At 39.4% G+C, this 26,525-nt stretch carries 24 protein-coding genes; 9 read left to right on the top strand and 15 right to left on the bottom strand.

Annotation, left to right across the window (positions count from 1 at the left end; genetic code table 11):
• Complete coding sequence (locus MKX72_RS04085) at positions 1-939, top strand: response regulator (RefSeq protein WP_033578100.1); 939 nt, start codon at positions 1-3, stop codon at positions 937-939.
• Between the two features lie 39 nt (positions 940-978).
• On the opposite strand, the gene MKX72_RS04080 is transcribed toward MKX72_RS04085, so the two are convergent.
• The 8 genes from MKX72_RS04080 to MKX72_RS04045 all read right to left on the bottom strand — a co-directional run bounded on the left by MKX72_RS04080 (position 979) and on the right by MKX72_RS04045 (position 9,546).
• Positions 979-1,587: a malonate decarboxylase holo-ACP synthase gene (locus tag MKX72_RS04080; RefSeq protein ID WP_028412293.1), complete on the bottom strand. Its 609-nt coding sequence runs from the start codon at positions 1,585-1,587 to the stop codon at positions 979-981.
• Complete coding sequence (gene mdcD / locus MKX72_RS04075; RefSeq protein WP_033578098.1) at positions 1,575-3,275, bottom strand: biotin-independent malonate decarboxylase subunit beta; 1,701 nt, start codon at positions 3,273-3,275, stop codon at positions 1,575-1,577. Before mdcD ends, MKX72_RS04080 begins: the two co-directional genes overlap by 13 nt.
• Positions 3,262-3,564, bottom strand: a complete 303-nt coding sequence (locus MKX72_RS04070) for a malonate decarboxylase subunit delta (protein WP_028412295.1) — start codon at positions 3,562-3,564, stop codon at positions 3,262-3,264. The genes mdcD and MKX72_RS04070 overlap by 14 nt, the downstream gene beginning before the upstream one ends.
• Positions 3,565-3,591: 27 nt before the next feature.
• Complete coding sequence (locus MKX72_RS04065) at positions 3,592-4,449, bottom strand: triphosphoribosyl-dephospho-CoA synthase (RefSeq protein ID WP_028412296.1); 858 nt, start codon at positions 4,447-4,449, stop codon at positions 3,592-3,594.
• A gap of 5 nt (positions 4,450-4,454) precedes the next feature.
• Positions 4,455-6,107: a malonate decarboxylase subunit alpha gene (gene mdcA / locus MKX72_RS04060; RefSeq protein ID WP_033578096.1), complete on the bottom strand. Its 1,653-nt coding sequence runs from the start codon at positions 6,105-6,107 to the stop codon at positions 4,455-4,457.
• 37 nt (positions 6,108-6,144) lie between these two features.
• Entirely contained in the window at positions 6,145-7,071 is a 927-nt protein-coding gene (locus MKX72_RS04055) for an ACP S-malonyltransferase (RefSeq protein ID WP_033578095.1), read from the bottom strand.
• Between the two features lie 262 nt (positions 7,072-7,333).
• Positions 7,334-8,290 (bottom strand): LLM class oxidoreductase, encoded by a 957-nt coding sequence (locus tag MKX72_RS04050; RefSeq protein WP_155008517.1) that lies wholly within the window; start codon positions 8,288-8,290, stop codon positions 7,334-7,336.
• A 56-nt stretch (positions 8,291-8,346) separates the two neighbouring features.
• Positions 8,347-9,546: an MFS transporter gene (locus tag MKX72_RS04045; RefSeq protein ID WP_014461498.1), complete on the bottom strand. Its 1,200-nt coding sequence runs from the start codon at positions 9,544-9,546 to the stop codon at positions 8,347-8,349.
• Positions 9,547-9,874: 328 nt separating this feature from the next.
• Between MKX72_RS04045 and MKX72_RS04040 the strand changes: the two genes are divergently transcribed.
• From MKX72_RS04040 to MKX72_RS04010, 7 genes are all read left to right on the top strand, one after another.
• Entirely contained in the window at positions 9,875-10,243 is a 369-nt protein-coding gene (locus MKX72_RS04040; protein ID WP_013055500.1) for a winged helix-turn-helix transcriptional regulator, read from the top strand.
• Between the two features lie 84 nt (positions 10,244-10,327).
• Positions 10,328-10,507 (top strand): hypothetical protein, encoded by a 180-nt coding sequence (locus tag MKX72_RS04035; protein WP_028412301.1) that lies wholly within the window; start codon positions 10,328-10,330, stop codon positions 10,505-10,507.
• A complete protein-coding gene (locus MKX72_RS04030) occupies positions 10,507-10,704 on the top strand; it encodes a YwbE family protein (protein WP_013055498.1) in 198 nt (65 codons plus the stop codon). Before MKX72_RS04035 ends, MKX72_RS04030 begins: the two co-directional genes overlap by 1 nt.
• 863 nt (positions 10,705-11,567) lie before the next feature.
• Entirely contained in the window at positions 11,568-11,732 is a 165-nt protein-coding gene (locus MKX72_RS04025) for an aspartyl-phosphate phosphatase Spo0E family protein (RefSeq protein WP_080754377.1), read from the top strand.
• A 227-nt stretch (positions 11,733-11,959) separates the two neighbouring features.
• On the top strand, positions 11,960-13,639 hold the full coding sequence (gene alsS / locus MKX72_RS04020) for an acetolactate synthase AlsS (RefSeq protein WP_155008518.1): 1,680 nt from the start codon (positions 11,960-11,962) through the stop codon (positions 13,637-13,639).
• 16 nt (positions 13,640-13,655) lie between these two features.
• Complete coding sequence (budA, locus tag MKX72_RS04015; RefSeq protein WP_028412303.1) at positions 13,656-14,369, top strand: acetolactate decarboxylase; 714 nt, start codon at positions 13,656-13,658, stop codon at positions 14,367-14,369.
• 236 nt (positions 14,370-14,605) lie between these two features.
• A complete protein-coding gene (locus MKX72_RS04010; RefSeq protein ID WP_047751628.1) occupies positions 14,606-15,787 on the top strand; it encodes an MFS transporter in 1,182 nt (393 codons plus the stop codon).
• Positions 15,788-15,836: 49 nt separating this feature from the next.
• Here MKX72_RS04010 and nasC read toward each other — a convergent pair whose 3' ends face one another.
• Together nasC and nirB are read right to left on the bottom strand one after the other, a co-directional pair.
• Positions 15,837-17,987 carry an assimilatory nitrate reductase catalytic subunit NasC gene (gene nasC, locus MKX72_RS04005; RefSeq protein ID WP_155008519.1) on the bottom strand — a complete coding sequence of 717 codons (2,151 nt, stop codon included), beginning with the start codon at positions 17,985-17,987 and terminating at the stop codon, positions 15,837-15,839.
• Positions 17,988-18,006: 19 nt separating this feature from the next.
• A complete protein-coding gene (gene nirB / locus MKX72_RS04000) occupies positions 18,007-20,352 on the bottom strand; it encodes a nitrite reductase large subunit NirB (protein WP_155008520.1) in 2,346 nt (781 codons plus the stop codon).
• A 337-nt stretch (positions 20,353-20,689) separates the two neighbouring features.
• On the opposite strand from nirB, the gene MKX72_RS03995 reads away from it, so the two are divergent.
• Positions 20,690-21,124, top strand: a complete 435-nt coding sequence (locus MKX72_RS03995) for a hypothetical protein (RefSeq protein ID WP_033578088.1) — start codon at positions 20,690-20,692, stop codon at positions 21,122-21,124.
• 51 nt (positions 21,125-21,175) lie between these two features.
• Here the strand turns inward: MKX72_RS03995 and lrgB are convergent, their stop codons facing one another.
• From lrgB to MKX72_RS03970, 5 genes are all read right to left on the bottom strand, one after another.
• Positions 21,176-21,856 carry an antiholin-like protein LrgB gene (lrgB, locus tag MKX72_RS03990; RefSeq protein WP_028412309.1) on the bottom strand — a complete coding sequence of 227 codons (681 nt, stop codon included), beginning with the start codon at positions 21,854-21,856 and terminating at the stop codon, positions 21,176-21,178.
• Positions 21,857-21,889: 33 nt separating this feature from the next.
• On the bottom strand, positions 21,890-22,324 hold the full coding sequence (gene lrgA / locus MKX72_RS03985) for an antiholin-like murein hydrolase modulator LrgA (protein ID WP_028412310.1): 435 nt from the start codon (positions 22,322-22,324) through the stop codon (positions 21,890-21,892).
• A gap of 162 nt (positions 22,325-22,486) precedes the next feature.
• A complete protein-coding gene (locus MKX72_RS03980) occupies positions 22,487-23,227 on the bottom strand; it encodes a LytR/AlgR family response regulator transcription factor (protein WP_098113872.1) in 741 nt (246 codons plus the stop codon).
• Position 23,228: 1 nt separating this feature from the next.
• Positions 23,229-24,980, bottom strand: coding sequence for a sensor histidine kinase (locus MKX72_RS03975; protein ID WP_047751631.1), 1,752 nt, complete (start codon positions 24,978-24,980; stop codon positions 23,229-23,231).
• Between the two features lie 106 nt (positions 24,981-25,086).
• The gene (locus tag MKX72_RS03970; RefSeq protein WP_223546315.1) at positions 25,087-26,517 is read right to left on the bottom strand and encodes an amidase; all 1,431 of its coding nucleotides are present in this window, start codon (positions 26,515-26,517) and stop codon (positions 25,087-25,089) included.
• Positions 26,518-26,525: the final 8 nt, after the last annotated feature.

Here is a 26,525-nt window from a genome sequence, read left to right as displayed (position 1 = left end):
ATGCGATTTTGTATTACAGATGATGATTCAGCCATTCGTTCAACGCTCAGTCAGCTGATTGAAGATGAGGATTTAGGAGAAGTTGTAGAAGAAGTCGTAGACGGCAGCTTTTTAGATGCCTCTACGTTAAATTTAAAGCAAATTGATATTTTATTTATTGATTTACTTATGCCAGGACGAGATGGAATCGAAACGATCCGTCATTTAAAAGATTCATTTAAAGGAAAAATGATTATGATTTCACAGGTAGAGTCCAAAGAATTAATAGGAGAAGCCTATTCATTAGGAATTGAATACTATATTACAAAACCAATTAATCGAATTGAAATTTTAACGGTTATTCGAAAAGTAATTGAACGAATCTCTCTTGAGAAATCAATCGATGATATTAAAACCTCCTTGAATAGTTTAGCGACAGCCCATCACGCTCCCCCTTCAAGCCAGCCGATAACGAAACAAGCCCATCTATATGATGTAGGGAAATTCTTATTAGCCGAATTAGGTATTGTAGGAGAAAATGGTGCAAAAGATTTACTGGATATTTTACAGTTTCTGTACACTTATGACCAAAGAGAAAGTGTGGAAAAACATTTCCCTTCTCTAAAAACTATTTTTGTGAATGTCGCTGAGAAAAAATTGGGAGCTCACGCGTCTTCTATTGAAATTAATCGTGAAACCAAGGCTTGTGAACAGCGAATAAGACGAGCAGTTACTCACTCACTGAATCACTTTGCTTCTATTGGATTAACAGATTTTTCAAATCCAAAGTTTGAAAATTATGCTTCTAAGTTTTTTGACTTTACAGCCGTTCGTAAAAAAATGAAAGAACTGCAGGGAGATTCTAAAATTTTGCCGATTCGCATTAACACCAAAAAGTTTATTCAAATATTTTTTCTTGAAGCCAAGCGTTTGTTAAGCCAAGAAAAAAGCTGGTATTGACATAAAAGACGGAAAAGGTTCAAATCCCTCATCCGTCTTTTATGCTAATTGATTCAGTTTTACTAAGGCAGGACCATATACAGTACGCAGAAGCAGCGTCTCTTCGCCTTTTGCGTATTCCGCTAGAGAAAAGGCTCCTTTTTCTGTTTCTACCTGTACATCTACAGAAACTGGGCATCTCTTTAGCTTACTGACTATCATTTCCGCTTGTTTCACCGACAAATAAGAAGAAAGACGAATAAGTACATCTAAATCACTGGTTGTCGTGACAACTTCTTCACCGCTTGCAAGCTCGAACCCTACACTGCCGGTTGGTCCCCACGCAAATTTTTCAAAAATAATAGCCACCTCTTCCAAAGCGCGTATAGCTGGCATGTTTCTAGACTGGGCGTTTTGAAAAAATGAAACGAGATTTTCCGGCCTAATTGTTTGTTTAATGGCCTCCTCAGATAAAAAAGCACCAAAACGCTGATTCCTTCGTTCTCCTCTTACTCCAATAGGTATCAGTTTATCTCGGTGAACAGCACGCCTTACCACTACAAATGGAGCCTTGGCTAATGAATATTCCACCCACTCGGGGATAGGTGTATAACTGATAAGCTTTGCTTCCTCTTTTAACTGAAGCAAATCATGAGCTATATATTCCATTGTTTTTCCAACTCACCTCTTACCCATAAAGAAGCTTTTCGCCCTTCCTTTCTTGCTTGCTCACTGTGCAGCCGGCTGCTTAAATCGTATACACCTTCACAGCGAACATCTTCTACTGCTCCAATTAAAATATCTTGAATCATTTGAACGTCGCGCTCTGTGGGCTGCTCTGCTTGAATACCGCTAACCAGCTCATATAAAGCGCCAAGTGAAGCAAATGATTTAATATCATAAGCCATGGACGGGACTTTCTTTGAAGCTTCCTCAAGTTCTTTTATACTTCTTTTAGTAATGCGCGCTGCCGACTGTTTGGACATGGCGTGAACATTCACTCCTTCGTCTTTTAAAGCCAAAATTCGATTCGATTGGTATCCATGAGCCAAAAATGCTCCTGAAATTGCTTTTCCGACAATTAACGTAATAACCGGATGACCTGCTAAGCGCGCTGCTGCATAAGCATCAGCTGCAGCAGCGCAAGCATAGTGAATACCTAGAAGTTCTTCATGATAGCCATACGCTTGACTCGGTACGTCCACAATGGCAATTATAGGGCGCGGAGATTGATTTCGATCTTCTTGTATTACTTCACGAACGTGCTTAGCAATTGCCCATCCTTCATCTAGTCCTACTTCGCCTTTTCGTGCACGTAAGAAACGATTATAAGGATTAGGTACAACCGATATATATCGGACCTTTTCTCTTCCTAGCAGTGCGTCTTTATAAAGAACGGAAGGAATTTCAAAATCTGCTTCTTCATCATTTATTAAAGCGTTAATCCACACGCGACCGCGGCTGTTAGGCATGCTACCTGGAACTTCGTTCAACGAGTAAGAGACTGCTGAAGGGATATGTTCATTTTTTGTTGCTTTATACAATTCTTGAAATTGATAAGGAGCCATTTTTTCTGAAGGATCAACCTTGCTAAGCAAATGCCTATAAAAATCTACTTGTTCTGTTTTACTAGCTACTTTTTCTTTTTTTTGAAACGTCTCTTGAACCGCTCGTTGAATAGCAGTAACATCATCCTGTGCTAATGTATCTGCAAACCCCGTTTCATAGCGTTGAATACCGCCAATCGTTTTCCAGATTAAGCTTCGGTCTCTTGCATCAAACTCTTCAACCCCCGCTTCTTGTTCGATCACTTCCGGGCCGTTAAGACCAAACCTTGCTTCTTTTGTCATAATGAGATAACTAAAGAGTGAAGCAGTGATAGACATTCCTCCAAAGCAGCCTACATTTCCTGAAATAACTCCGACAACAGGTGTATGCTCACGCAGAGCAACTACCGCTGAGCCAATTTCAGATATCGACAAAAGTCCATAATTCGCTTCTTGCAGCCTTACCCCTCCTGTATCGAATAGAAAAACAGGTCTAACAGGAACACCTTTTTTGTGATTATTAAGAGCTAATTCTAAAGCTCCTGCAATTTTAGCTCCCGATACTTCACCAATGCCTCCCCCTTGAAATCCTCCTTCTATTGAAATGACAACTGCTGGCTCCCCTGCTATTAGCCCACTTGCTATGATGACACCATCATCGCTTTGAGGAACAATATTTTGCTTAGGTAAATGAGGCGACTCGATCCCGTCAAAAGGGCCGAGCAGCTCACGAAATGTACCTTGATCTAAGATTGCCTGGGCTCGTTCTCTTCCATTTAACTCAATAAAGCTTTGATTATTCACTCCCATTTTCACTCACCTCCAAAGCTTGTGCAAGACGCAAAGCGACTACACCGGGCGTAGCACCGAAATCATTAATTACAATTTTCGCTTGAATCATATGAGCACTAAAAAACCGATCTAATACGGCTTTCCAGGTTTCACTAAACCCTTCACTTCCTGTTCGTACTGATACGTGAGCATGTTCTTCATCAGAAGGAACCATTAAGATTTCTAAATCCCCTGAACCAACAACGCCTACATGTGCGCGCTGAGTTAACTTTCGATCGGCTTTGTATTTAAACACTAACGTTTCCATTAGCCACTCACTCCTCCCTGCAGACGTTTATGATTCTTTAAAAAGAGATATTCGATCTAAAAATAATACAGCAGCCAGCAAATCTGCACTTCCACCTGGAGAAGCGTTAGATGATAGAAAAATATGATCTAACGCTTCCAGCCGCTGTTTTCCTATTGATGTAGATACCCCTCCAACTTCTAACACATTGGATGCCGCCATTTTAACCTCCTCTAATACAACTGGACCAGCACGATGCAAAATACACGTATCATCAAGATTGGCGATTAGTGTTACTAAAGTATCAATCCGCGCTGATGTTTCATGTATGCCTAGCTTGCGAGCCTTATGTAAAGCAGGCAAGCCTATATGAATCACGTGAGGAAATCCTTGCTTCGCCTCTCCAGCCGCTCCTTTTGCGCCATACTTTTTTTTCACACGAAGTCCATTAGATGAATGCAGAGTACAAAAGCGATCTGCATAACGAGCAATTTTCCCTGCAGCTTCTGTGATGGATGCAGGTGATGCTTGAATACCGCAAACCGCTGTTGCAGAAGCAAGTAGACCTAATGCCCAAATAGCTCCCTTGTGTGTATTGACACCATCCGTAGCCGCGTACATAATTTGTTCACCTTCGCGTCCAATTCGAGCAATTTCTTCCCTTAGCATCTGACTCGGCTGCTTTCCTTGACTATATAATGCAATCTGTGAGAAGGTCGGTTGTAAAGCATAAGCAGAGGCTAGCAGCGTCTCAATATTCATATCTTGATGAGATCCAGTTGTTGCTGCATCTACAAGCCCCGGCTTAGGTGTAAGTACCGCTTCATCAACCAAAGCGGTAACTGCCATTTTAGCTATCAGGCATGAAGAAAACACAGTTGTTTTTGGCTCTTCTTGAATACGCATATTTTTTACCAGCTCCTAAATTTAGCAGGCGGATTATATAAACCATCTGACCATTCTACTAAATCTTCTACACTTTTCGCCGCTAACAGCGAACGCTTTGCTTCCGTACGGCGAATCTGTAAATCTTCCGGAAAAGCCACTAAGCCATCTCTGCGCATTCTTTCCACTTTATTTTGGTTGTGCCGTAACCCTATAGGCGTTACCCCCGCTACTGCTTCAAGCGCTGCTTTTCTTTCTTCCAAGCTTTGTGCTTTATATAAATAAGCAATTCCTTCTTCAGTCACGACATGTGTCACATCATCCCCGTAAATCATGACAGGAGCAGTAGCTAAGTTTGCTTGTTTAGCTACATTTACCGCATCCAAAGACTCAACGAAAACAGGCTCATTTCCTGATTGAAAGGTTTCAACCATTTGTACAACTAGCTTTCTGCCTCTTGCTAATTCATGCTTATCGTTCATCATATCCAACCAAGCAGACGTAGAATGCCGTCGGCCTCTAGGATCATGCCCCATGTTAGGCGCTCCGCCAAACCCTGATAAACGTCCAGATGTGACGGTAGAAGAATTTCCTTCTCCATCTATTTGCAAAGTTGATCCCACGAAAGCATCTACCGCATATTGACCAGCGACTTGACACATCGCACGGTTTGAGCGCAGGCTGCCGTCGCGTCCTGTAAAAAATACATCTGGACGGGCTGCTGTGTATTGTTCCATTCCTACTTCTCCACCAAAGCAGTGTACGCTCTCAATCCATCCGCTTTCAATAGCCGGAATTAACGTAGGGTGAGGGTTCAGAGCCCAGTTCTTGCATATTTTACCTTTCAGCCCTAACTTTTCTCCATAGGTAGGCAGCAAAAGCTCAATTGCAGCTGTATTAAAGCCAATGCCATGATTTAATGATTGTACGCTGTGGCGCTCATAGATACCTCGAATCGTCATCATAGCCATTAGAATTTGGAGCTCTGTAATATGACGAGGATCTCGGGTAAATAAAGCTTCCAATTGATAAGGCTGATTGGCCACGACGATACAATCAATCCAAGAAGCCGGAATATCAACTCGCGGAAGTTCTTCAACAAGTTCATTTACCTGCACAATGACAATTCCGTCCTTAAACGCTGTTGCTTCGATAATCGTCGGCGTTTCTTCCGTATTTGCTCCTGTATATAAGTTACCTTGTGCATCCGCTTTATCGGCAGCCACTAATGCGATATTGGGAATTAAATCAATGAAAAGGCGTCCGTAAAGCTCTAGATATGTATGAATTTCTCCCATTTTCAACGTGCCATCTTCAATCATTTGAGATACGCGAAGACTTTGAGCACCGGCGTACGAAAAATCAATTTTTTCAGCAATTCCTTTCTCAAATATGTCGAGGTGTTCCGGGCGTGAAATACTAGACATAATCATATGAAGACCGTTTATTTTATCAGCGCTTACTTCATTCAGCGCCTTTGATAAAAAAGATGCTTGCTTTTGATTGTCTCCTTCAAGCACTACTTTATCTCCGGGTGATATAAGCAATTCTAACGCTTCAATAATGTGTTCATTATCCAATAACTTTCCTTTAAGAAGTTGGTCTATTTTCGCAAGGCGAGCTGCTTTTTGATCTCGGCGGGTTGTCCATGATTTTGAAGTTTTTTTTATTCCACTCATGTTCTAGCTCCTTTCTTCTACTCCTAAATTAATGCGCTTACATTTTTTCTTTCTCCATTAAAATTAACACAGATTTCATAGTAGATTCGGCTGCAGAAATAGCCCTTGCTTCCGGAAAGCTCTTAGCAGTCAAATCCGTTAGTACTCTTCCTGGAGCCATTTCAATATATAATCTTGTACCCATTTCATACATAACTTCCGTCATATCATGCCAACGGACGGGCAGGGCAACACTCGCTGCCAGATCTTCCTTAATATCAGCAGCTTTCCATAATTTCCGAGCTTTACAATTACCTATAAAAGGAACGATCGGGTCTTTTCCTTTCACTTCCGTTATTATTTTTCGTAATTCGCTCGAAACTCCTTCCATAAGAGGACAGTGAGAAGGCACCGTTACATGAAGCATTTTGGTTTTCCTAGCCCCTTTTTTAGATGCTTTTTCAAGAACTTCCTCAATTGCTTTTAAGGTGCCAGAAAGCGTTATTTGATCAGGAGCATTTAGATTCGCTACGTAAACAGGAGCTGCATCGGTGGATATTTCATGTACAATAGAGAGAAGCTGATGTTCGCGCAGTCCCATTACAACCCCCATACCATAACCATCAGGATAGGCATTTCCCATCAGTTCCCCTCTTTTTCCCACAAGAAAAAGAGCTTCTTTAAAAGATAACACTTCAGATATAACTGCTGCTCCAAACGCCCCTATTGAATGCCCTCCTACCACGTCTGGCGAGTAACCTTTGTTTTTAAACGACCTAGCCGTAGCCACTCCTGCAATAAAAAGACATATCTGAACATTTTTATTATATTTTAATTTTTCTGACGAATCTAACGATAATACGTCTTGATTTAAAGCCTCACTTGCTTCTTCAAACGTAGTCGTTAATCCCCATTTATTTTTTATATCATGAAGCATACCAGCATATTGTGCACCTTGTCCTGGAAATAGAAATGCAACACTCATCGTGTTTCTCCTTTCGACTTTATATCACCCAAGGAGATAATGGATACTTTTATTATAAAGAACATAGAATCAATAACTCTAATACATATTTCTTATATATCCTATAACTTGAAATCTATATAAAAAAAGAGTTAGACATAACGAAATCAATGGAATCTGGAATCTAAAGATGAGCGAATTGGATAAATGAAAAAATCCGAACGATTCATCGTTCGGATTTTCCTTTAAGTAAACTGCTTTTGTCTCAGCCTCTTTTTGTTTGCTACATATGAGACGGGAAATGCGGAAGCACTTCTTCACCAAGCTCATGTATGACTTCTTCAGCCGGACGCTTACTATCAAAAAGAGCAAAAAAGAGATGGTTAACTCCTATTTCTTTATAAATAGAAAGAAGCTCAATTAATGTATTACGCCCTGCTCGAAATCCTAAACGAATTGGCGTTGGCATTTCATTTGGATCTTCTGCCAAATCTAGATGCATAGGTTGTGTAAAAGGTTTAAAAACGCCTGGATGATAGATATCAACCAGTTCTCTCCACTGTTTAATGGCTTCTGCTTGAAAATGCGGATGACGAGGATAATACATCCAGCCGTCTCCATGCTGTGCAAACCACTCCATATTTTGCTGGCTGTATCCCGTGATCATCGTTGGAATACGTTTCGTTGGCTTAGGAACAACATTTGCTCCTTGAATGGACCCCAAAGCAGACTGGATAGATGGAAATTCTTTATTTAACGCTTCTTCTAAATAATGAAAAGCCTCTGCAAATCGCTTTCCTCTTTCTTCATGAGGAATACCTAACCCTCGAAAATCTGCTTGACGGTCTCCAGAGGATACGCCCATAATCAAACGCTCAGGAAAAAGCTGATCAATGGTTGCCATTTCTTTAGCTACACGAAGCGGATGGCGTAAAGGCAGCACAATAGCAGATGTACTGAGAGCAATTTCTTTTGTTTGACTGGCAAGGTAAGTCAAATAAATAAGCATATCATAAATTTGACCCGTGGCTGGATCGCCAAATGATGGATCTTGAAGAAGGACATCACGGAACCATAAGCTTGTAAATCCATATTGTTCTGCAAGCTGCGTGAGCTCTACTTGTTTCTCCATCGTAGGCGTGGCATACTGATAATTTTCAAGCGGCATATGCAAACCTAACGTTAACTCATTCTCCTTGTACATACGACGATACGCCTTATGATGTTGAAATGCAGTCATTTGCTTCCTCTCCTTTTATAGCTAAGAGATCATCGCAAAAGGCGATGATCTCTGTTTTATTTTGCTTTTGCTTCTATTGAGCGGCTCCATGCGGTTAATAAGACCGCTCCTAAAACCATCACTCCTCCAATCCAAGGAGTATGAACAAGACCAATGGAATCAACAATCAGGCCGCCTACAAAAGAACCAATAGCAATTCCAACGTTAAATGCAGCAATATTCAGCGCAGAGGCTACGTTTACTGCTGAAGGAACATACTTTTCAGCTAAGTTCACGACCAGCACTTGCAGTCCAGGTACGTTCATAAATGCCAATAAGCCCATGGCAAAAATCGTAATTGTTCCCGCTACTTTAAACGATGCAGTAAACGATAAAATAACTAAGATAACGGCTTGAATTAAAAACATCCAAAATAATGCTTTTAACGGATTTTTATTCGCAGCTTTTCCTCCAATCGTATTTCCGATGGCTACTGCTACGCCGTATACTAATAGCAAGATACTAACTGCGCTTGGTGCGTATCCTGTTAACTTTTCAAGAATAGGTGCTAAATACGTATAAGCTACAAACGTTCCGCCATAACCTAAAGCAGTAATAGCAAACGATAGTAAAAGCGGCCCGTTTTTCAAAATTTTTAATTGATCACTAAACTTTGCCGGCGGCGCTTCTTTTAAGTTTTTAGGCACTAAAAGAGCACTGGCAATAATGGCAATAACGCCAAGTAACGCTACTCCCCAAAATGTTGCTCTCCAGCCGAAAGCTTGTCCGATAAATGTACCAAGTGGAACACCTGTAACAGTTGCAACTGTCAAACCTGTAAACATTAAAGCAATGGCACTTGCCCGCTTATCTTCCGGCACCAAATCAGCAGCGATAGTCGCACCGATAGAAAAGAAAATCCCGTGTGAAAATGCAGTAATAATTCGTGCTATAAGCAGCAGCCCAAAGCTTGTTGATAAAGCTGCTACTGAGTTTCCTACGATAAAAATAACCATTAATAGCATCAGCAATGATTTTCTGCTCATTTTACTTGTTAATGCTGTTAATACGGGCGCTCCAAATGCAACTCCCATTGCGTACCCTGAAATTAATAACCCTGCTAGTGTAATGGAAATATTTAAATCATCTGCAAGCGATGATAATAAACCTACTGGAACAAACTCTGTTGTCCCGATTCCAAAGGCGCTAATAGCTAGCGCTAATAGCGGCAAAGCACCGCTTTTTTTACTTTGTTGTGTTTGTGAAAGTGTATTCACTTCTTAACGCCTCCTGTTCGTTATAATAACTTTTTATAATAGCTTCTCTTACAGCTGATTAGCTTAGGTACCCTTCATATATTCGCTAACCGGCCATCAACAATTGTTATTATGAGCGATGTAAAACCAAAGAAAAAGTACGCACTTTCAAGTGATATAGGTACCTGGAGGTTACAATAAGCGTAAATACTAAAGTCATGAACTATTGGGTATTCTAAAAAAATGCTTACACCTAGAAAATTCTGCGCTATAGTGGTATGATAAACATCAGAAAAAATGCGAAACCATGCATTTAACCGTTATCTCTAGAACAAGGAGAGTTGTTAACGTGAAAAAATATAATATTCCAGTGGAAGCGGCATTAGAAGTCATTGGAGGCAAGTGGAAAGTCGTTATTCTTTGCCACTTAATTAAAGGGACAAAACGCCCTGGAGAATTAAAAAGAATTATGCCGCGCGTTACACAAAAAGTATTAACGCAGCAGCTTCGTGAGCTTGAAGCAGACGGCATCATTGTTAGAAAAATGTACAATGAAATGCCGCCTCGAGTAGAATATTCTTTAACAGATTACGGATGGTCTTTAAAAAGCATTCTTGATTCACTATGCTCTTGGGGAGAACATCATATTGAAAAAACGTACCCTGATAAAGAAGCTGTACTTATGCAGCCTGTAGAAGAAGTCACTGTTTCTAATTAAAAAAAGCTGACTAGATAGTCAGCTTTTTCATTCCCTTACTTTCTTTATTTTTTCAGACGATGTACGTATTCAGGAGGAACCTTTATGACAGAACAACTTAAAAAGAAAATTAGCCTTCAAGATGCTATCAAACAGCAGCTTGCTAATAAGAAAAATCAATCTTCAAGTAAAGCTAAGAACGGCAGTACCAATCAAGCAACCAAAAAGCTGACGAGTCAACAAACCAAAAAAACGAATAATCAGCGAAAGAGAACAGGTGTATAATGAACGGACAAAATAGAAAAGACGTAGCCCCTGGAATTGAAGTCGACATTGTTTTAAAAGCAGATCAGCGTTCTGGAAAACTTACACACGGAACGGTCAAAGACATTCTGACCAATTCAAGCTTTCACCCGCACGGTATCAAAGTTCGTTTAACAGATGGACAAGTCGGACGCATAAAAGAAATTTACCCAAATTAAAAAAGCATGTATTTTACATGCTTTTTTAATTTACACTTCAAATAAATCTACTTATCATTTCCTACTTTTGTTAAAATAAAGAAGCACTGTCGTCCCCTTTCTTTCCCTTGGGAACTCACGCAAGGAAAAAAAAGGTGGTGGATAGTCTGAGACGAATCCTCAAGTCATTTTTCCTAGATGCTGAGAATGTTCAGCTCCTAACGGCTTACGTGGAGCTTTTAGGAGCCATAGTCGCTCTTATTTTGCTATTTTTCCAGTAGTAAAATAAGTAATCACCGATAAGTATCGTCTAAAGGGTTCTTCATCCATAAGGCTCGTGTGCTGATTGTCTTTAGGGAATGGTGTTTGGCGGCACTTCCCTATAGTAAAAAGACAGCTTCCTTGCAGAAATGGACAAGGTGTAATCAACTACGGCCGATTATGGGTGCAGGACCTTTTTCTTTATTAGTCTATGTCTTTTTTTTACTTCCCATACACAAAAATAAAAAAACCTCCGAGTTGGCGGTCTCGAAGGTTTTTTCTAGTGAATCGTTTTCGACAAATCCTCATCCGGGCTAACAAGGTTCAGATCTAATAAGATTATGTGATGAATTTCTTCACCTTACAAGTTAAACTTGTCAAAGCTAAGAATTCATTCGCTTGTTAAGAATAACTGAACGTGCGCTCCGGATTGTCATTTTTCCTAGCCTTAGTATATCATATTTGTTGAAAATAGGTAAAAAAAGTGTTCGACAAAGCTTGTCAGCAGCTCTTTACCTATTTCATATTTTTCAAAACAAAAAACATTTTACAAATATGAAGGAATTTCATACTATTAGATAAAAGATAGAAGATAGAAGTATTCTGACTTGGAGAGGATTTCAATGAAGCAACCACAGTTAGAAAAAGAAATTCGAGCCTTACAATCAGATATTTACCAATTAGCTAAGAAAACAAGCAGCTATTCTCACGGTGAGATCTTAAAATTAAGTCAAAAGCTAGATCAAAAAATTGTTCGTTACCAAAAGCTTTTTAACCATACCAAATAAGAGCCGCGTAGGACTTTCACTTGCTATCCCCCAAGTACCATAAACCTACAGATAAAACAGATGTGTTTTATTCGCAATAGGTACATCTCTGCTTCCCTAATTAATTAGGGAAGTTTTTTATTTAGAAAATTAAAACCTTCTCCTTTCCTTTGGTTAGTTGTCATACAAATTGGGTATTCAATCAGTAGGCCTTAAAACTTATTTAAGAAACTTAAAGGAGAGAATGCATGATGAGTAATGCTGATACTACCGAAACAAAAAAAGGCGCCGATTTACTAGTAGAAAGTTTAGCAAGTCAGAATGTGCCTTATATTTTTGGCATTCCAGGAGCCAAAATTGATGGCGTATTTGATGTTTTGAAAGAAAAAGGACCGGAAGTAATTGTTTGCCGCCACGAACAAAATGCTGCGTTTATGGCAGCTGCTATGGGAAGATTGACAGGTACGCCGGGCGTTTGCCTTGTCACATCAGGTCCAGGTGCCGCTAATTTAGCCACTGGCCTTGTCACTGCTACTTCTGAAGGTGATCCAGTGGTAGCCCTAGCAGGAGCCGTTCCAAGAGCAGATCGATTAAAAAAGACGCATCAATCAATGGACAATGAAGGACTATTTAAATCTATCGCCAAATTCAGCGTTGAGGTAGAAGATGCTGCAAACGTTCCAGAAGTGATAACAGACGCCTTTCGTGAAGCTGTTTCTTCTCCTTCAGGAGCATCTTTTGTCAGCTTGCCGCAGGATGTAATGGATGGCGAAACATCAGCTTCCACTCTATCCTTTCTAAAAACTCCTACGATTGGCGCTGCTAATTTAGACGCTGTTGCCCAAGCTATACACACTATTCGCACAGCAAAACTACCTGTTTTACTTTTAGGTATGAGAGCAAGTAAATCTAAAGCAGTGGAATCAATCCGTCAACTCGTAGCAGAACATGACCTTCCTGTCGTAGAAACGTTCCAAGGTGCGGGAGCTGTTTCACGAGAGCTTGAAACTCACTTTTTTGGACGAGTAGGTCTTTTTCGCAATCAGCCTGGAGACGTCTTATTGAAGCATGCTGACGTCGTCTTAACAATCGGATATGACCCAATTGAATACCCTCCTTCTCTTTGGAACTCAGAAAGTCAAAGAAGCATTATTCATTTAGATGATGTACAAGCACAAGCTGACCACCATTATCAGCCGGAAATTGAGTTAGTAGGGGATATCCCAAGCACCATCGACACATTAACGGATAAACTCCCACATTTAATACGTTCAAAAGAAAGTGCTTCTTTTTTAAAAACGCTAAAAAGCAAACTTGAACAACCTGACGATCAGTACGAGTTTTCTAATGACACTCACCTTCATCCCCTACAGTTAATTGAAGCTCTGCAGGACTTTGTTGAAGATGATACTACCATCACATGTGACGTTGGTTCGCATTACATATGGATGGCTCGTTATTTTCGTTCCTATGAACCTCAGCATTTACTATTCAGCAACGGCATGCAAACGCTAGGTGTTGCTTTGCCTTGGGCTATTTCAGCTGCACTCGTTCGCCCCCATAAAAAAGTTCTGTCCATGTCTGGAGACGGCGGGTTTTTATTTTCAGCTATGGAGCTCGAGACAGCCGTTCGGTTAAACTTACCAATTGTTCACATTATCTGGAACGATCAAACCTACGATATGGTTGGCTTTCAACAGCAGATTAAATATGGCCGAAAATCTGCGGTAGAGTTCGGGAGTGTAGACTTTGTTACGCTTGCTGAAAGTTTTGGTGCCAAAGGATTTAGAGTGAACTCACCAGAAGAATTTTCGGACACTCTAGCAAGCGCTTTTCGTGAACAAGGCCCCGTTATCATCGACGTGCCTGTAGATTATAAAGATAATGAAAAATTAAATACACAGCTACTGCCAGATCAAATTAACTGAAAGGACTGAGTAAAGAATGAGCAATAAAGAAAAATTAACGATTCACCAAACTTCCACTATGATTGCTTTATTGGACGGAGTATTTGACGGTGTTGTCACATACAGGGATTTAGCTAAGAAAGGTGATTTCGGCATCGGCACGTTTAATCAGCTGGATGGTGAAATGATTGCCTTTGACGGAGAATTTTATCACATTGCTGATGGGAAAGCCGCACCTATTAGTGAAGATGCAAAAACACCTTTTGCCATTATGACAACCTTTTATGAAGATATCTCTTATCGTGTAGAAGAGGAAATGAACCGTGAACAACTAGAAACCTTAATGAACGAGCTTATTCCCAGTCCGAATTTATTCTATGCAGTTCGTATTGACGGGAAGTTTAAAGAAGTAAAAACTCGCACTGTTGCAAAGCAAGAGAAACCCTATCCTTCCATGGTAGATGCAGCTGCTGATCAGCCTACATTTACATCTTCAGATGTAAATGGAACACTAGCAGGTTTTTACACGCCAGAATATTCTTCAGGCATCGGTGTTCCCGGGTATCACCTGCACTTTATTGATGAATATAAAAAAGAAGGTGGACATGTTTTAGACGTCTCCGTTCAAGATGTTACCATTCAAATTTGCAAAAAAACGAAATTAAATCTCAATTTATCGGAAACAAGTGAATTTCTAAATGCTAATTTAGAAGACCATGATGTAGAAGAAGAAATTGCGACGGCTGAATAAGAAACGATACTTTTACTGATAAAAAAACTCTCATCGCTGCGCATGACGATGAGAGTTTTTTATGAACACTTCGTGTATCTTTAAGTTTCCTCCCATTTCTATTAGTAATATAGGTCTCCCATAAAACCACGGAAGAAAGCCTAACACAGAATGATACATAAGAAAGAAAGCGTAGTATCATAATTACCATGTTGCAACAGCTTTACGCTGTATATAAAAAAGGAGGTTTTTAAGCAATGTTTTCTAAACGGCCCTTATCTGTACTTCTTATCTCGACTTTATCTATGATTATTGCTTTTTCAGTATGGTCTGTCTTCGCGCCTATCGCCGCAGATATTCAAGTGATGTATTCATTAACCAACGCTGAAAAAAGTATCTTAATTGCCACTCCCGTCTTATTAGGTTCACTCATGCGGATTCCGATGGGAATTTTAACAGATCGCTTCGGCGGAAGAAAAGTGTATTCGTTAACAATGCTTGCTCTTTTACTCCCTACCATTTGTGCAGGCTTTACTCATTCTTACTCCATGCTGCTCTTTTGGGCATTTTTTATCGGCATGGCTGGAACAACATTTGCTATTTCCATTACATATGTCTCTAAATGGTATTCACCTCAAAAGCAAGGTTTTATTTTAGGAATTGCCGGGATGGGCAACTTAGGATCAGCGGTAGCAAGCTTTAGTATTCCACTTATCTTTTCTTCTTTTGGCTTGCCTTGGGTATTTTGGAGTTTAGCAATTGCGGTAGCTTTAATGGCTCTTTTATTATGGGTAGGAACTTCAGACCACCCTTCTGCTGCTTCTCCTAAAACGCTGCAGGAATCTTTATCGGTATTAAAATTTAGAGAAACGTGGTTTTTGTCCGTTTTCTATTTTTTAACATTCGGTGGATTTGTCACATTCAGCATCTATCTCCCTACCATTTTGCACGATCAATTTAATGCATCAACCGTAGACAGCGGGCTGAAAACAGCTATTTTTGTTGTATTAGCAACGTTTGTACGGCCTCTTGGAGGATATTTATCGGATGTATTCGGAGCAAAAAAAGTACTCACCTTTGTCTTTACCGGAATGCTGCTAATAGGATTATTTATCGCCTTTACCATCAGCTCCTTCGCGCTATTCAGCGCAGGTTGCTTACTTGCAGCCATTACCCTTGGTATCGGAAATGGAGCTGTTTTTAAAATGGTTCCATCTGTTTCAACAGGAAATATTGGAGCTGTTACGGGGATCGTAGGAGCATTCGGAGGAGTAGGCGGCTTTTTCCCTCCTATTGTGCTAGGCTTTATAAAAGATACAAGCGGAGATTACGTTGTCGGTTTTTCCTTACTAGCGCTTTTTGCTCTATTCTGTCTCTTACTGAATTATTCTGGATTCAAAAAACAAGATGTACGTATTAACCAAAAGCACCTTGCCTGATTCCACGTAAAAAGCCTCTTTTTGCAAGAGGCTTTTTGCATCAGCATTTTTAATAACTGCTTCTTTTTACAGAAGGGCTAATATTCACGGCACTTACTTTAAAGCCAGGCATCTTACAGGCGGGATCTAATTTCTCAGAAACAAGGTTATTAACATTTTGAGAATCTGCCCAGTGAAAAGGAACAAATACGGTATCTGGCCGAATGCCCTCTGAAAATTTGCTTCTTACCACAATCCTTCCATATGAAGATTCAATTTGTACTAATTCTTGATTCGAAATTTCATATTTTTTCGCTGTTGAAGGGTGGATTTCCATAAAAGATTCGAAATTTCTAGCAGATAAAGATGCACTTTTTCGCGTTTGTACACCCGTTAAATAGTGTGACACCACTCTCCCTGTTGTTAAATAGAGAGGATATTTTTTCGTTATTTTTGCTTTAGGAACAATAGCTTGATTGGAGACAGGGACCATCATCGCCTTTCCATCACTATGAGCAAAACGTGTTTCAAACAGGCGCTCGGTTCCTTTATCCGTTAAGCTTCTGCATGGCCATAAAATTCCTTTTTCCGCTCGTAATCGTTCGTACGTAATACCGGAGTAATCCGCGATTCCTCCTTTACTTGCTATTCGCAGTTCATTAAATATTTCTTCAGCTGATGAAAACGAAAAATATTCCTCTTTCCCTAAAACTTTAGCAATTTCACATAGTATTTCCCAGTCGTGTTTGATTTCGCCACGGCGCGGAAAGCTAGCTTCGCGCAATGTAACTCTTCCCTCTACATTTGTCATCGTTCCTTCATCTTCCAAATAAGAGGATGCTGGTAAAATTAAGTTTGCTAATTTTGCCGTTTCTGATTCAAACATATCTGCTACCACTAGAAATTCAAGCTTTTCAAAAGCCTTCTTAACAAAATTAGCGTTTGGATTTGAAACGGTTGGATTTGAACACACCAGAAACAGCCCTTTAATTTCACCGTCATGAATTTTTTCAATCATTTCATATGCAGAAACACCTTTTCTAGGAAGATCTTTCTCCTCTATGTTCCAAACATCTGCTATATACATCCGATGCTCGTGATTTTCGATTGAACGGTAGCCTGGAAGCTGATCTGCTTTTTGACCGTGTTCTCGGGCTCCTTGCCCATTTCCTTGACCAGTAATGGCTCCATATCCGCAGCGGGGTTTACCGATTTTCCCGACAGAAAGTAGAATATTCAAAAAGTTCTGCACAGCAGCACTCCCGTCTGTTTGCTGCTCTACCCCTCTAGCAGTAAAAATCATTCCTGTTTCTCTTTGACCAAACATACGGGCAGCTTGATACATTTTCTCAAGCGGCACTCCCGTTATTTCTTCAATGACACTAAATTCTAGAGACGCCACATATTGCATTACCTCTTCAAATCCATTAACACGTTCTTGTAGAAATCGTTCATCTAGATAATTTTCTTCGATAATGACCTTCAAGATTCCATTGGCTAATGCCGCGTCGCTCCCCGGTTTAAGCTTCAGGTGTAAATCAGCTATTTTAGTTGTACCTGTCTCTCTTGGATCAATAGCAATAATAAAAGCTCCGTTTTCTTTTGCTTTTTCAAAATAAGGCATAATCGTTGGCTGGCATTCCGCAATATTTGTTCCAGCTAACATAATACATTCAGTATACGGAATCTCTTGTAAGCTATTCGTAAATCCTCGGTCCATGCCAAATGTTTTACTAGCAGCAGAAGCAGCAGCTGACATACATAAGCGTCCATTGTAATCAATATACTTTGTTTTTAACGCAACTCGAGCAAATTTCCCTAATAAATAAGCTTCTTCATTTGTAATAGAGGCACTTCCATAAACACCTAGCGCATCTGCTCCATTCTTCTCTTGAATCTCTGTAACGTGCTCTTTAATATAGTCAAGAGCTTCCCTCCAAGAAATCTTTACAAACTCTCCGTTTACTTTTAACAAAGGATATTGAATCCGATCTTTATGCAAAGGATGCTGGTGCGCATTCATTCCTTTGATACATAATCTTCCTTGAGAAGTAGGGTTGTCTCTTCCAATTGTTTTATACGTTTTTCTTTTTACATGTGTTTGTTCAACTAACTGCATTTTGCACTGCATGCTGCAGTAAGGACACTGTGTATTATAGATACGCTCGGTTTCAACTTGCTTTTGCTGCTCACGAAAATATTTCAACAGCATCTCAGTCATCGTAGGTCCCCCTTCTTTCCTATAATAAATATGTGATTGCACGAGAGCGTTCTGAGCTGAGCTGCTTCATTAAATACTCTCGATTGTCTGCCTCAAACAAAACTTCTCTGACATGAACAATTCCTACTCGCTCGATCCAGCTGCCGACAGCTTCTAAATAGTTTCCCGTTTCACGGTAATATTGAATCAAAGAACAGCTGATTTCTATCGCTTCTTCGTTCGTTTCGGCCACATAAAACAGCTCCCCGCTTCTGGCTTCTGTGCTGCTTCCGCCAGCATATATTTCCCAACCTCTGTCTATTCTTCTTAATCCTATATCACTTGTTGTGACATCCTCTGTAATGTGAAAACAAGAAGCAATACTGATTTTGATATCGCATGGGGTCTTTACGTATTCAAGCTGTTTGTCTAATTCATTTGATAAAGCAAGAGCAGGTTCATACTGACAAATACACGTTCCTTTTCCTATATAAACAGATACATTTTTAACTGTACGTTCATATAGCTGCTGAAGTCCTCTATCTATTTCCTCACTTATCAACGAAAGATATTCTTTTTTCACTCCAATAAGTTGAATGCGCTGATCACTTGTTAAACGAATATTCGAGATGTTGTACCTTTCAGCTACATTTGCTATGTTCCTTAATTCCTGTACATTTGTCAGACCACCGTGTATTTGCGGTACCACTGCATAAGTACCGTCATGAAGCAAAACGGCCTGTTCATTCTCCATAGTAAATAAAGAATGTCGATTATTTTCATAATGAGGATTCATCATATTTAAATAGTAATGAAGACCGCCTTCACATAACGAGCAGCCTTTCATGTCTTTAAACTTTAACATTTCTCTTACTTGCTGAACCGTTTCAAATTGATATTGCTGCATTTCTCTTACCAGCTCATCTTCTGATAGATGTGTGCAAGCACAAAAGGTTTTTTGTTCAATGTTTTCATCAAATTCATTGCTTTGAATATACGTTAAAAGATCTGTTACAAGGGGCTTGCATCCTCCGCATGAACCAGAAGCTTTCGTGCAATTTTTTATTTCATCTACTGTCGTTAAATCATTTTTCTGTACTGCTTCAATAATAGCTCCCTTGGTTACACCGTTACAGTTACATACGATACCTGTAAGTGGCATAGAAGCTGCTGCATTTTCTTTTTCATATTGTGAAGGAAATAATTGTACTTTTTCCGCTTGCGACAAATCCTTTTTTTCACTAATCATTTGTGATAGCTTTATAGCCTCACTGGTATCCCCAAAAAGAACGGCTCCCACTATTCTCCCTTCGCGAAAAACTACTTTTTTGTATATACCATCTAACATATTCGAAATCGTAATAGCTTTTGCACCTTGATTTTCCTTAAACTCTCCGACCGAGTAAACGTCTATTCCTGATATTTTTAACTGAGTGGAAAGAACGGACCCGCCATAACCTTCGTTTTTTATTTGGCAAAGGTGTCGCGCTAAGACTTTTCCTTGTTCGTAAAGAGGAGCAACAAGGCCGTATGTCATCCCCCGATGTTCAGCGCATTCACCTACTGCATAGATATCCGGAATGCTCGTTTCTAAATAATCATTTACGATAATTGCTCTATTTGTTGCTATTCCGCTTTTTTTAGCGAGATTCACATTTGGCCTCACTCCTGTAGCCATTACAACTAAATCAGCTGCAACTTTGCTGTTATCGTTAAATCGGACGCCTTCTGCTCGATTTCCCCCTATAATCTCATCCGTATGTTTGTTTAATAGAAAACTCATGCCTTGCTTTTCCAATTCTTCTCTTAACATGGCAGATGCTGCTCTGTCTAGCTGTCGCTCCATTAAAAAACCCGAATGATGAATAACTTGAACATCCATCCCTAAATTTAATAGTCCTCTAGCAGCTTCCAGCCCTAACAGACCTCCTCCAATAACCGCTGCTTTTTTATACCGTTTAGAAATTTCAATCATTTTCCGACAGTCTTCGATGGTACGAAAACCGAGGACCCCTTCTTTTTCAGCCCCTTTAACGGGGAGCATATACGGGCTCGAACCGGTAGCAATAATAAGCTTGTCGTACATCGTCTCTCTGTTTTTATCTGTTTTTATTATTTTTCTCTTGGTGTCTATGTGCGTAACACTTTCTCCTTTAAATAAATTGATATTATTTTCGTTATACCATGCAAAAGAATGAATGTTAATATCTTCAAGCTTTGTACTGCCTTGTAAAACGGTTGATAATAAAATTCGATTATAGTTAACGTGAGGCTCACTTCCAAAAACAGTAATATCAAAACACTCTGGAGAATGAATAAGAATTTCTTCAATACAGCGCATTCCCGCCATTCCGTTTCCGATTACTATCAGCTTTTGTTTCGTCATATAAAAACCTCCAACACATAGATTCAGACCGTAAAATATACATTTTTTATTATTTCATAAACTTCTCTAAAAGAAATGGACCTTGTTATAACTTCTAACATTAAAATCTGTTTAAAGCGTATGAATACGCCGATACCTTTCGTTGAAAGCAGGCTTTTATATAGAAGATTAATCTGCTTTAAAAAGGGGTAGAAAAAAGGATGCTGTGCTTGCATTACCTTTCTCTACGCTTTATAAGTACTCTATATAAAATTTTGTTATCTTCTTTTTGCCTACTATTTATTTATTTTGAAATCAATTATGATAAAAGAAAGATTCTGAATTGGAGGTTTAAAACATGTCAATAACCGTTCACGCCACTCAGTGGATTCATTTTCAAATTAAATTGTATAACCTTCATTCCAAAACGAGATCGCTTAAAGATCAAAAACTAGAATTACCTCTACCAGAATTCCATCAAAACCTGATCATATTTACATCAGCAGCACGTCATGGCCTTACGTTTGGATATCAAGCCATTCAATGGGATACACCCTATACTTCTTCTCCGATTTACATAGAGCATCAGTCTATTCCGTGGTCCACTTTAGAACAACGTTCCCATAAGCGTATAACCGAACATATTACAGCTATTTTCTTAGAGACAATGTTTTATAGACAAAGTCAATTCAAACAATGTCAATTTTGTTTTGAATTTATCATTCCTGAGAGTCTTTTTGACCATACAACCTGCCAAAACTGCGCATCACGACATTTTGGAGTGGTGTATTAACAAATAAAAGCCTGAAGAAGTCAGAGGTTTTCTGACATCTTCAGGCTTTTATTACATGACTAGCTGAACAAAAAGTGGAATAACGGCAACTGTGACGACACCTACAATAACGACTGCAATACTTGCCATGGCTGCCTCTACTTCTCCCATTTCAATCCCTACGGCTACTCCTAGCGCATGCCCGGACGTTCCCAGCGCTAATCCTTTTGAAATTGGATTTTTCACTTTGAATACTTTTAAAAATAATGCGCCCAGTGCATATACAATAACTGCATTAAAAATAACGGCAAAGGAAGTAATAGCAGGAATCCCTCCAATATCTTGAGACAATGGCAGTGCAATCGCTGTTGTAGCTGCTTGTGGGAGCATTGATTTCATCACGACTTCATCCATATGAATACCTTTAGCAATCGCAAAAATAATCGCTACCGAACAAACTGATCCTACTGCAATAGAAGAAAGAATTTGCCACCAGTACTTTTTTAATTTATCGGCTTGCTTATATAAAGGGATGGCAAAAGCAATTGTTGCCGGTTCTAAAAAGAAGCTGATAATTTTTCCGCCGCTACTGTACTCCTCATAAGAAAAGTGACCAAGTTTCAAAAAAGCAATCCCGAGCACCATTGCCACAAATAAAGGAGTAAATAAGAAAAACCCTTTTGACTTTTTGAATAAATACGTTCCAATACCGTACGCAGCTAAAGAAACCACGATTCCAAAATACGGATTCATCTTTCCAACCACCTTGTCTCTTTATAATTGATATTACGCAATGCCCTGTTTTTTTGTTTTTTCACTCATATCTACATCTTTTATTTCTTCTTTTGCTTTATTATCTTTTGTCATGCCAAGTATAAGCTGTGAAAATAAGCCTGTAACGCCTAACAAAATAATCGTTGCCACGATGATAACTAAACAAATTTGAATGCCGTACTGCTGCATAACACCTAATGAATTCATAACAGAAATACCTGCTGGTACAAATAAAAATCCGATCAAAGAAGTTAAAGCCGTTCCCAGTGATTCAACTTGCTCTAGTTTAATAATCTTCAAGCAGAGTGCAAGAAATAACAGCACAAGTCCAATAACTGAAGCTGGCATCGGAAAAGGCAAATGCTCTGCAATAAAATCTGAAATCAACATAATTACGGAAAAAATAAATGCTTGTGTTAAAAAGCCATACACTTTTTTAGCACTCATTTCTTTCACCTCTCTCTGTTTGTTGACTTCATTATATAAAATGAAAACACATTAGAAAGCGTTTTCAAATCAAAGAGTCGAATATTTGTGCTCACTTACAAAAATCGAGCCTTGAAATGCAAAAAACAGCCTGCTAAAATGCATACGCAAGCTGTTTCTTACTTAAATTCCTAAACGCTTCTTCAATTCTTTAGCATATGTACGGCTGACAGGAACTCGCTTATCGTTTTTCATCACTAAATTATACGTGGAATTAAACCATGGCTGTACTTCGGAAATATGATGTACGTTGACGATATAACCCCGGTGCACACGAACAAACGACTGAGAAGGGAGCTTTTTTTCTAGCATAGCCAGCGTATCTGCAGTATGATAGGATTCTGTTATGGTCTGAATGGTGACTTCTCCTTCTATTAGCCCTACAAACAAGATGTCCTCTATATTTACTAACACAATTGAATCGTCTACAGAAATCGCTAACTTTCCCGTTTGAGAAGAAGACTCTCCTATCGGTTCTTCTTCTTTAACAACGTGATGAGGAACACGCATTTTTTTATATTTATGAATGGCCTGCACCACTCTTTCTTCATCAAAAGGCTTCAAAATATAGTCAATTGCATCTACTTCAAAGGCTTGTAAAGCGTACTGATCGTACGCAGTTGCAAATATAATAGCAGGCGGGTTTTTCATTTTTTTAAGTCTTTTCGCAATATCAAAACCGCTGTCATCTGACAACTGTATATCTAAGAATAATAAATCCGGCTTTTCATCCATCATTTTATCCAACGCCTCTTCGATACTTTCAGCTTCTTCAATGAAGTCTACTTCTTTCGTTCGGTGGAGTAAATATTTTAATTCATCTCGCGCTAACATTTCATCGTCTACTATTAGTACTCGCAGCATATTACATACCCTCGCTTTTTAATTCAATTGGTATAACAAACGAAACTGCTGTTCCCTCTGTTACGTCAAACTCCAGTGTCGTTTCTTTTCCAAACAATCCATGTAAACGTTGTTTAATATTGTAAAGAGCCGTCCCCGTTCCTTTTTCTGAAAAAACAGGCTCATTGCCAAGCAGTTCCAATCGTTTTGTGTCTATACCTTGTCCATTGTCTTTTACCTTTACGTATACATATTTATCTTTTGTCTCAATATAAACTTCTACGCGACAGTGTTTTTGTTTGCGCGGAAACGCGTGCCGAATGGCATTTTCCACAAGTACTTGAAGAATAAACGGCGGAAGCAAGACATCATCTAGTCCTTCTTCAATATACATGTCAATTTCGTATTTATTAGGGAATCTGGCTTGTTCAAGCGATAAGTACGCGTGAACATGGTCAAGCTCTTTTGATAACGGAATCAACAGCTGCCTTGCACCTTGCAAATTAGAACGAAAATAAACGCTTAGTTGCAGTAGCAGCTTTCTAGCTTTTTCTACGTCCTGTCTGCAAAGCGCCGATATCGTATTAATGGCATTAAATAAAAAGTGAGGATTCACCTGTGCCTGTAAAGCTTTAATCTCCGCATCTTTTAGCAATTTACTTCGAAGCTCTGCTTCGCCGAGCTCTAGCTGAGTTGAAAAAAGTTTGGCCAATCCTTCTGCCAGCTCTTCCTCCACCCGGCTTAACCCGCTCGCATCTTTAAAGTACATTTTTAGTGTTCCAATGGTAGTACCGTGAGAAGTAAGCGGCATTACAATTGCGGCATGAAGCGGGCAGTCTTTATGCTGACAATCAATTTGTTCTCTGGATTTTGCTTTCATAATTTTCCCCGTCTTCAGCACTTCGTGAGACAGCCCGGTAATTAAACTGTGCGAAGGAACATGGTGATCAATTCCTTCTCCCACATGAGCTAAAATTTTGTGCGTATCCGTTAACGAAACAGCGTCCGTACCTGTGAAGCGATGAATAATATTTGCAACATTTTCACATGATTCACTAGTGAGACCCTGCCGAAAATGCGGAAGAGTTTGATCCGCGATTAATAATACTTTGTGTGTCTGAAGCGCTCTCATTTGTTCTTCTTGCCGTAAAATGGACTGAATAATAGATAAGAAAATATAGCTTCCCGTACCATTTACAATAATCATTGGAATAGCAATAATACTCACTAGCGTCCATGCCGAATCAAACGGTTTAGCAAATAATAAAATAATCAGCATCTGAAGCGTTTCCATCGCTATGCCTACAAGTGCAGCAAAGCGCGGTGTAATCGTTCGATGTTTTTTCCGGTAGGCATAACCGATATATCCAGTTAACACTCCTGCCAAAACGGATGAAACAGCGCAGCTAAACGCCGTACTCCCACCTAACATAAAGCGATGAACGCCGGCAAGTAGTCCTACTCCTAAACCAACAAAAGGACCGCCAAGCAGACCGCCCATTTCCACACCCATAATCCGCGTATTTGCAATGGAGCTTGATGGATCTACTTTTAATAATAAATCTTCATTTCGAATAATCGTTCCTTGAATTTCAATTCCCGTGTAGTTACTAATAATGCTAAAAAGAGAAAAAATAAAAATAAGTACAGCTTTTCCTTTATAACCTTGCTGTTTACGGAGAAATTGCCGAAAAACTTTTGTATGTGCCAGCAAAAAGCCTAAGATGACAATAACTCCGACTCGTTCTACCATCATAATTAATAAATGAATCATTTTTAGCCACCCTTTGCCAACTGTTTCTATTTTATATTGTTACACTGATGCTGCTAGAAATCTAGCTGAACAAACAGAAAAAAGGTTCAAAAATGAACCTTTTTCTTTAGCTTAACGTTGGCTGTGTTTGAATATTCCATTTTAGTGTAGGGATATGGCGATGTTGTTCAAACGCGTATCCGATTTGATAGAGAGCAGCTTCAGCAAAATGTGGTCCTATGAGCTGCATTCCGATTGGAAGCCCATCACGAGAATAACCACATGGTAGCGACAGCGTAGGCAAACCAAGTAAGTTAGATGGTTCTGTTAAGCGAAGGAGCTCCGAACGAACTAACTTCATCTGATTATCAACTCTTACTTTTTCTTCTCCCATATAAGGAGGTAGAATCGGTAGCGTCGGAGCAATTAACACATCTACACTTTCAAATACGTCCTGAAATTCTTTCTGAGCTTGTAAGCGAATTTGCTGCGCTTTTGCATACTCATATCCCGTTACTTTTTGGCTTTCTTCCAGCCTCTCAAGAACGGGAAGCTGATAGTCTTGTCTATACGCTTTCATTCGCTTCTCATGAACCATATAGGCTTCACTTTGAATCGTTTTCGACTGTGCCCAAGATGCTTGTGACAGCATAGGAAGCTCAATAGACTTTACACTTGCACCTAGCTCTTCCAAACACTTCACTGCCTCTTTTAAAGCATTCCCAACTTCTGAATCTAAAGCATCGAAGTAAAAATTAGAAGGTATGCCAATCGTTTTTTTTAAAATAGAAGAACCAATGAATCTACTAAAATGTTCGGTCGGCTTATTTACTGAATAAAGATCTTTTGTATCATAGCCGGCAATTGTTTCTAAAAATAAAGCATTATCTGAAACGGTTCGCGTCATCGGTCCTACATGATCCAACGTTTCGCCAAGTGGAAAAACACCATGCTTACTTACTCGACCAAACGTTGGCTTCATCCCTACGATGCCACATGCAGATGAAGGTATACGAATAGATCCTCCTGTATCTGTACCAATCGCTCCATAACATAATCCAGCTGAAACAGCTGCCCCAGAACCACTGCTCGAACCTCCTGAAATCCTCTTCGTATCGTGCGGATTTTTTACGGCTCCATAATATGAAACATCTCCGCTTGGCCCATACGCAAATTCGTGTGTATTAAGTTTTCCAATCGTAATCGCTCCTGCATGATGAAGCTTCTCTACCACGGTTGCGTCATAATCCGGCGTAAAATGTTGATAAATTTTAGAACCCATCGTCGTTTTCATATTTCTTGTGTATACAAGATCTTTAACGCCAATTGGAATACCATGAAGCGCTCCTTTATACTCGTTATTCATAATTTCTTTTTCTGCTATTTTCGCCTGCTTTACTGCCTCTTCGTTTATCGTTATAAAAGCATTTAAAGCAGGATTAATATCTTTAATACGATCTAGTAAGCACTCTGTAATCTCTACCGGAGAGATCTCTTTATTTTTTATTTTTAAGGATAACGTTGTTATATCCATGTTTAAAATAGAATCTGAATGCATAAGTATAT

Source organism: Priestia sp. FSL R5-0597, assembly GCF_038006305.1.
In the GTDB taxonomy this organism is placed as follows: domain Bacteria; phylum Bacillota; class Bacilli; order Bacillales; family Bacillaceae_H; genus Priestia; species Priestia zanthoxyli.
The sequence above is the reverse complement of the archived record's forward strand: the minus strand, read 5'-3'. Positions and strand labels throughout refer to the sequence as shown.

Bases quoted from the DNA above. Each gene is read 5' to 3' on its own strand.
- budA (WP_028412303.1), top strand. From the start codon at position 13,656: ATGAGCAATAAAGAAAAATTAACGATTCACCAAACTTCCACTATGATT.
- mdcA (WP_033578096.1), bottom strand. From the start codon at position 6,107: ATGAGTGGAATAAAAAAAACTTCAAAATCATGGACAACCCGCCGAGAT.
- MKX72_RS03980 (WP_098113872.1), bottom strand. From the start codon at position 23,227: ATGCTGCGAGTACTAATAGTAGACGATGAAATGTTAGCGCGAGATGAA.
- MKX72_RS03975 (WP_047751631.1), bottom strand. From the start codon at position 24,980: ATGATTCATTTATTAATTATGATGGTAGAACGAGTCGGAGTTATTGTC.
- lrgB (WP_028412309.1), bottom strand. From the start codon at position 21,856: ATGAATCCGTATTTTGGAATCGTGGTTTCTTTAGCTGCGTACGGTATT.
- MKX72_RS04030 (WP_013055498.1), top strand. From the start codon at position 10,507: ATGAACGGACAAAATAGAAAAGACGTAGCCCCTGGAATTGAAGTCGAC.
- MKX72_RS04070 (WP_028412295.1), bottom strand. From the start codon at position 3,564: ATGGAAACGTTAGTGTTTAAATACAAAGCCGATCGAAAGTTAACTCAG.
- lrgA (WP_028412310.1), bottom strand. From the start codon at position 22,324: ATGAGTGCTAAAAAAGTGTATGGCTTTTTAACACAAGCATTTATTTTT.
- MKX72_RS04085 (WP_033578100.1), top strand. From the start codon at position 1: ATGCGATTTTGTATTACAGATGATGATTCAGCCATTCGTTCAACGCTC.
- MKX72_RS04055 (WP_033578095.1), bottom strand. From the start codon at position 7,071: ATGAGTGTTGCATTTCTATTTCCAGGACAAGGTGCACAATATGCTGGT.
- nirB (WP_155008520.1), bottom strand. From the start codon at position 20,352: ATGACGAAACAAAAGCTGATAGTAATCGGAAACGGAATGGCGGGAATG.
- MKX72_RS03970 (WP_223546315.1), bottom strand. From the start codon at position 26,517: ATGCATTCAGATTCTATTTTAAACATGGATATAACAACGTTATCCTTA.
- MKX72_RS04065 (WP_028412296.1), bottom strand. From the start codon at position 4,449: ATGCGTATTCAAGAAGAGCCAAAAACAACTGTGTTTTCTTCATGCCTG.
- MKX72_RS03995 (WP_033578088.1), top strand. From the start codon at position 20,690: ATGTCAATAACCGTTCACGCCACTCAGTGGATTCATTTTCAAATTAAA.
- MKX72_RS04050 (WP_155008517.1), bottom strand. From the start codon at position 8,290: ATGACTGCATTTCAACATCATAAGGCGTATCGTCGTATGTACAAGGAG.
- nasC (WP_155008519.1), bottom strand. From the start codon at position 17,987: ATGACTGAGATGCTGTTGAAATATTTTCGTGAGCAGCAAAAGCAAGTT.
- MKX72_RS04080 (WP_028412293.1), bottom strand. From the start codon at position 1,587: ATGGAATATATAGCTCATGATTTGCTTCAGTTAAAAGAGGAAGCAAAG.
- MKX72_RS04025 (WP_080754377.1), top strand. From the start codon at position 11,568: ATGAAGCAACCACAGTTAGAAAAAGAAATTCGAGCCTTACAATCAGAT.
- MKX72_RS04010 (WP_047751628.1), top strand. From the start codon at position 14,606: ATGTTTTCTAAACGGCCCTTATCTGTACTTCTTATCTCGACTTTATCT.
- MKX72_RS04035 (WP_028412301.1), top strand. From the start codon at position 10,328: ATGACAGAACAACTTAAAAAGAAAATTAGCCTTCAAGATGCTATCAAA.
- mdcD (WP_033578098.1), bottom strand. From the start codon at position 3,275: ATGGGAGTGAATAATCAAAGCTTTATTGAGTTAAATGGAAGAGAACGA.
- alsS (WP_155008518.1), top strand. From the start codon at position 11,960: ATGATGAGTAATGCTGATACTACCGAAACAAAAAAAGGCGCCGATTTA.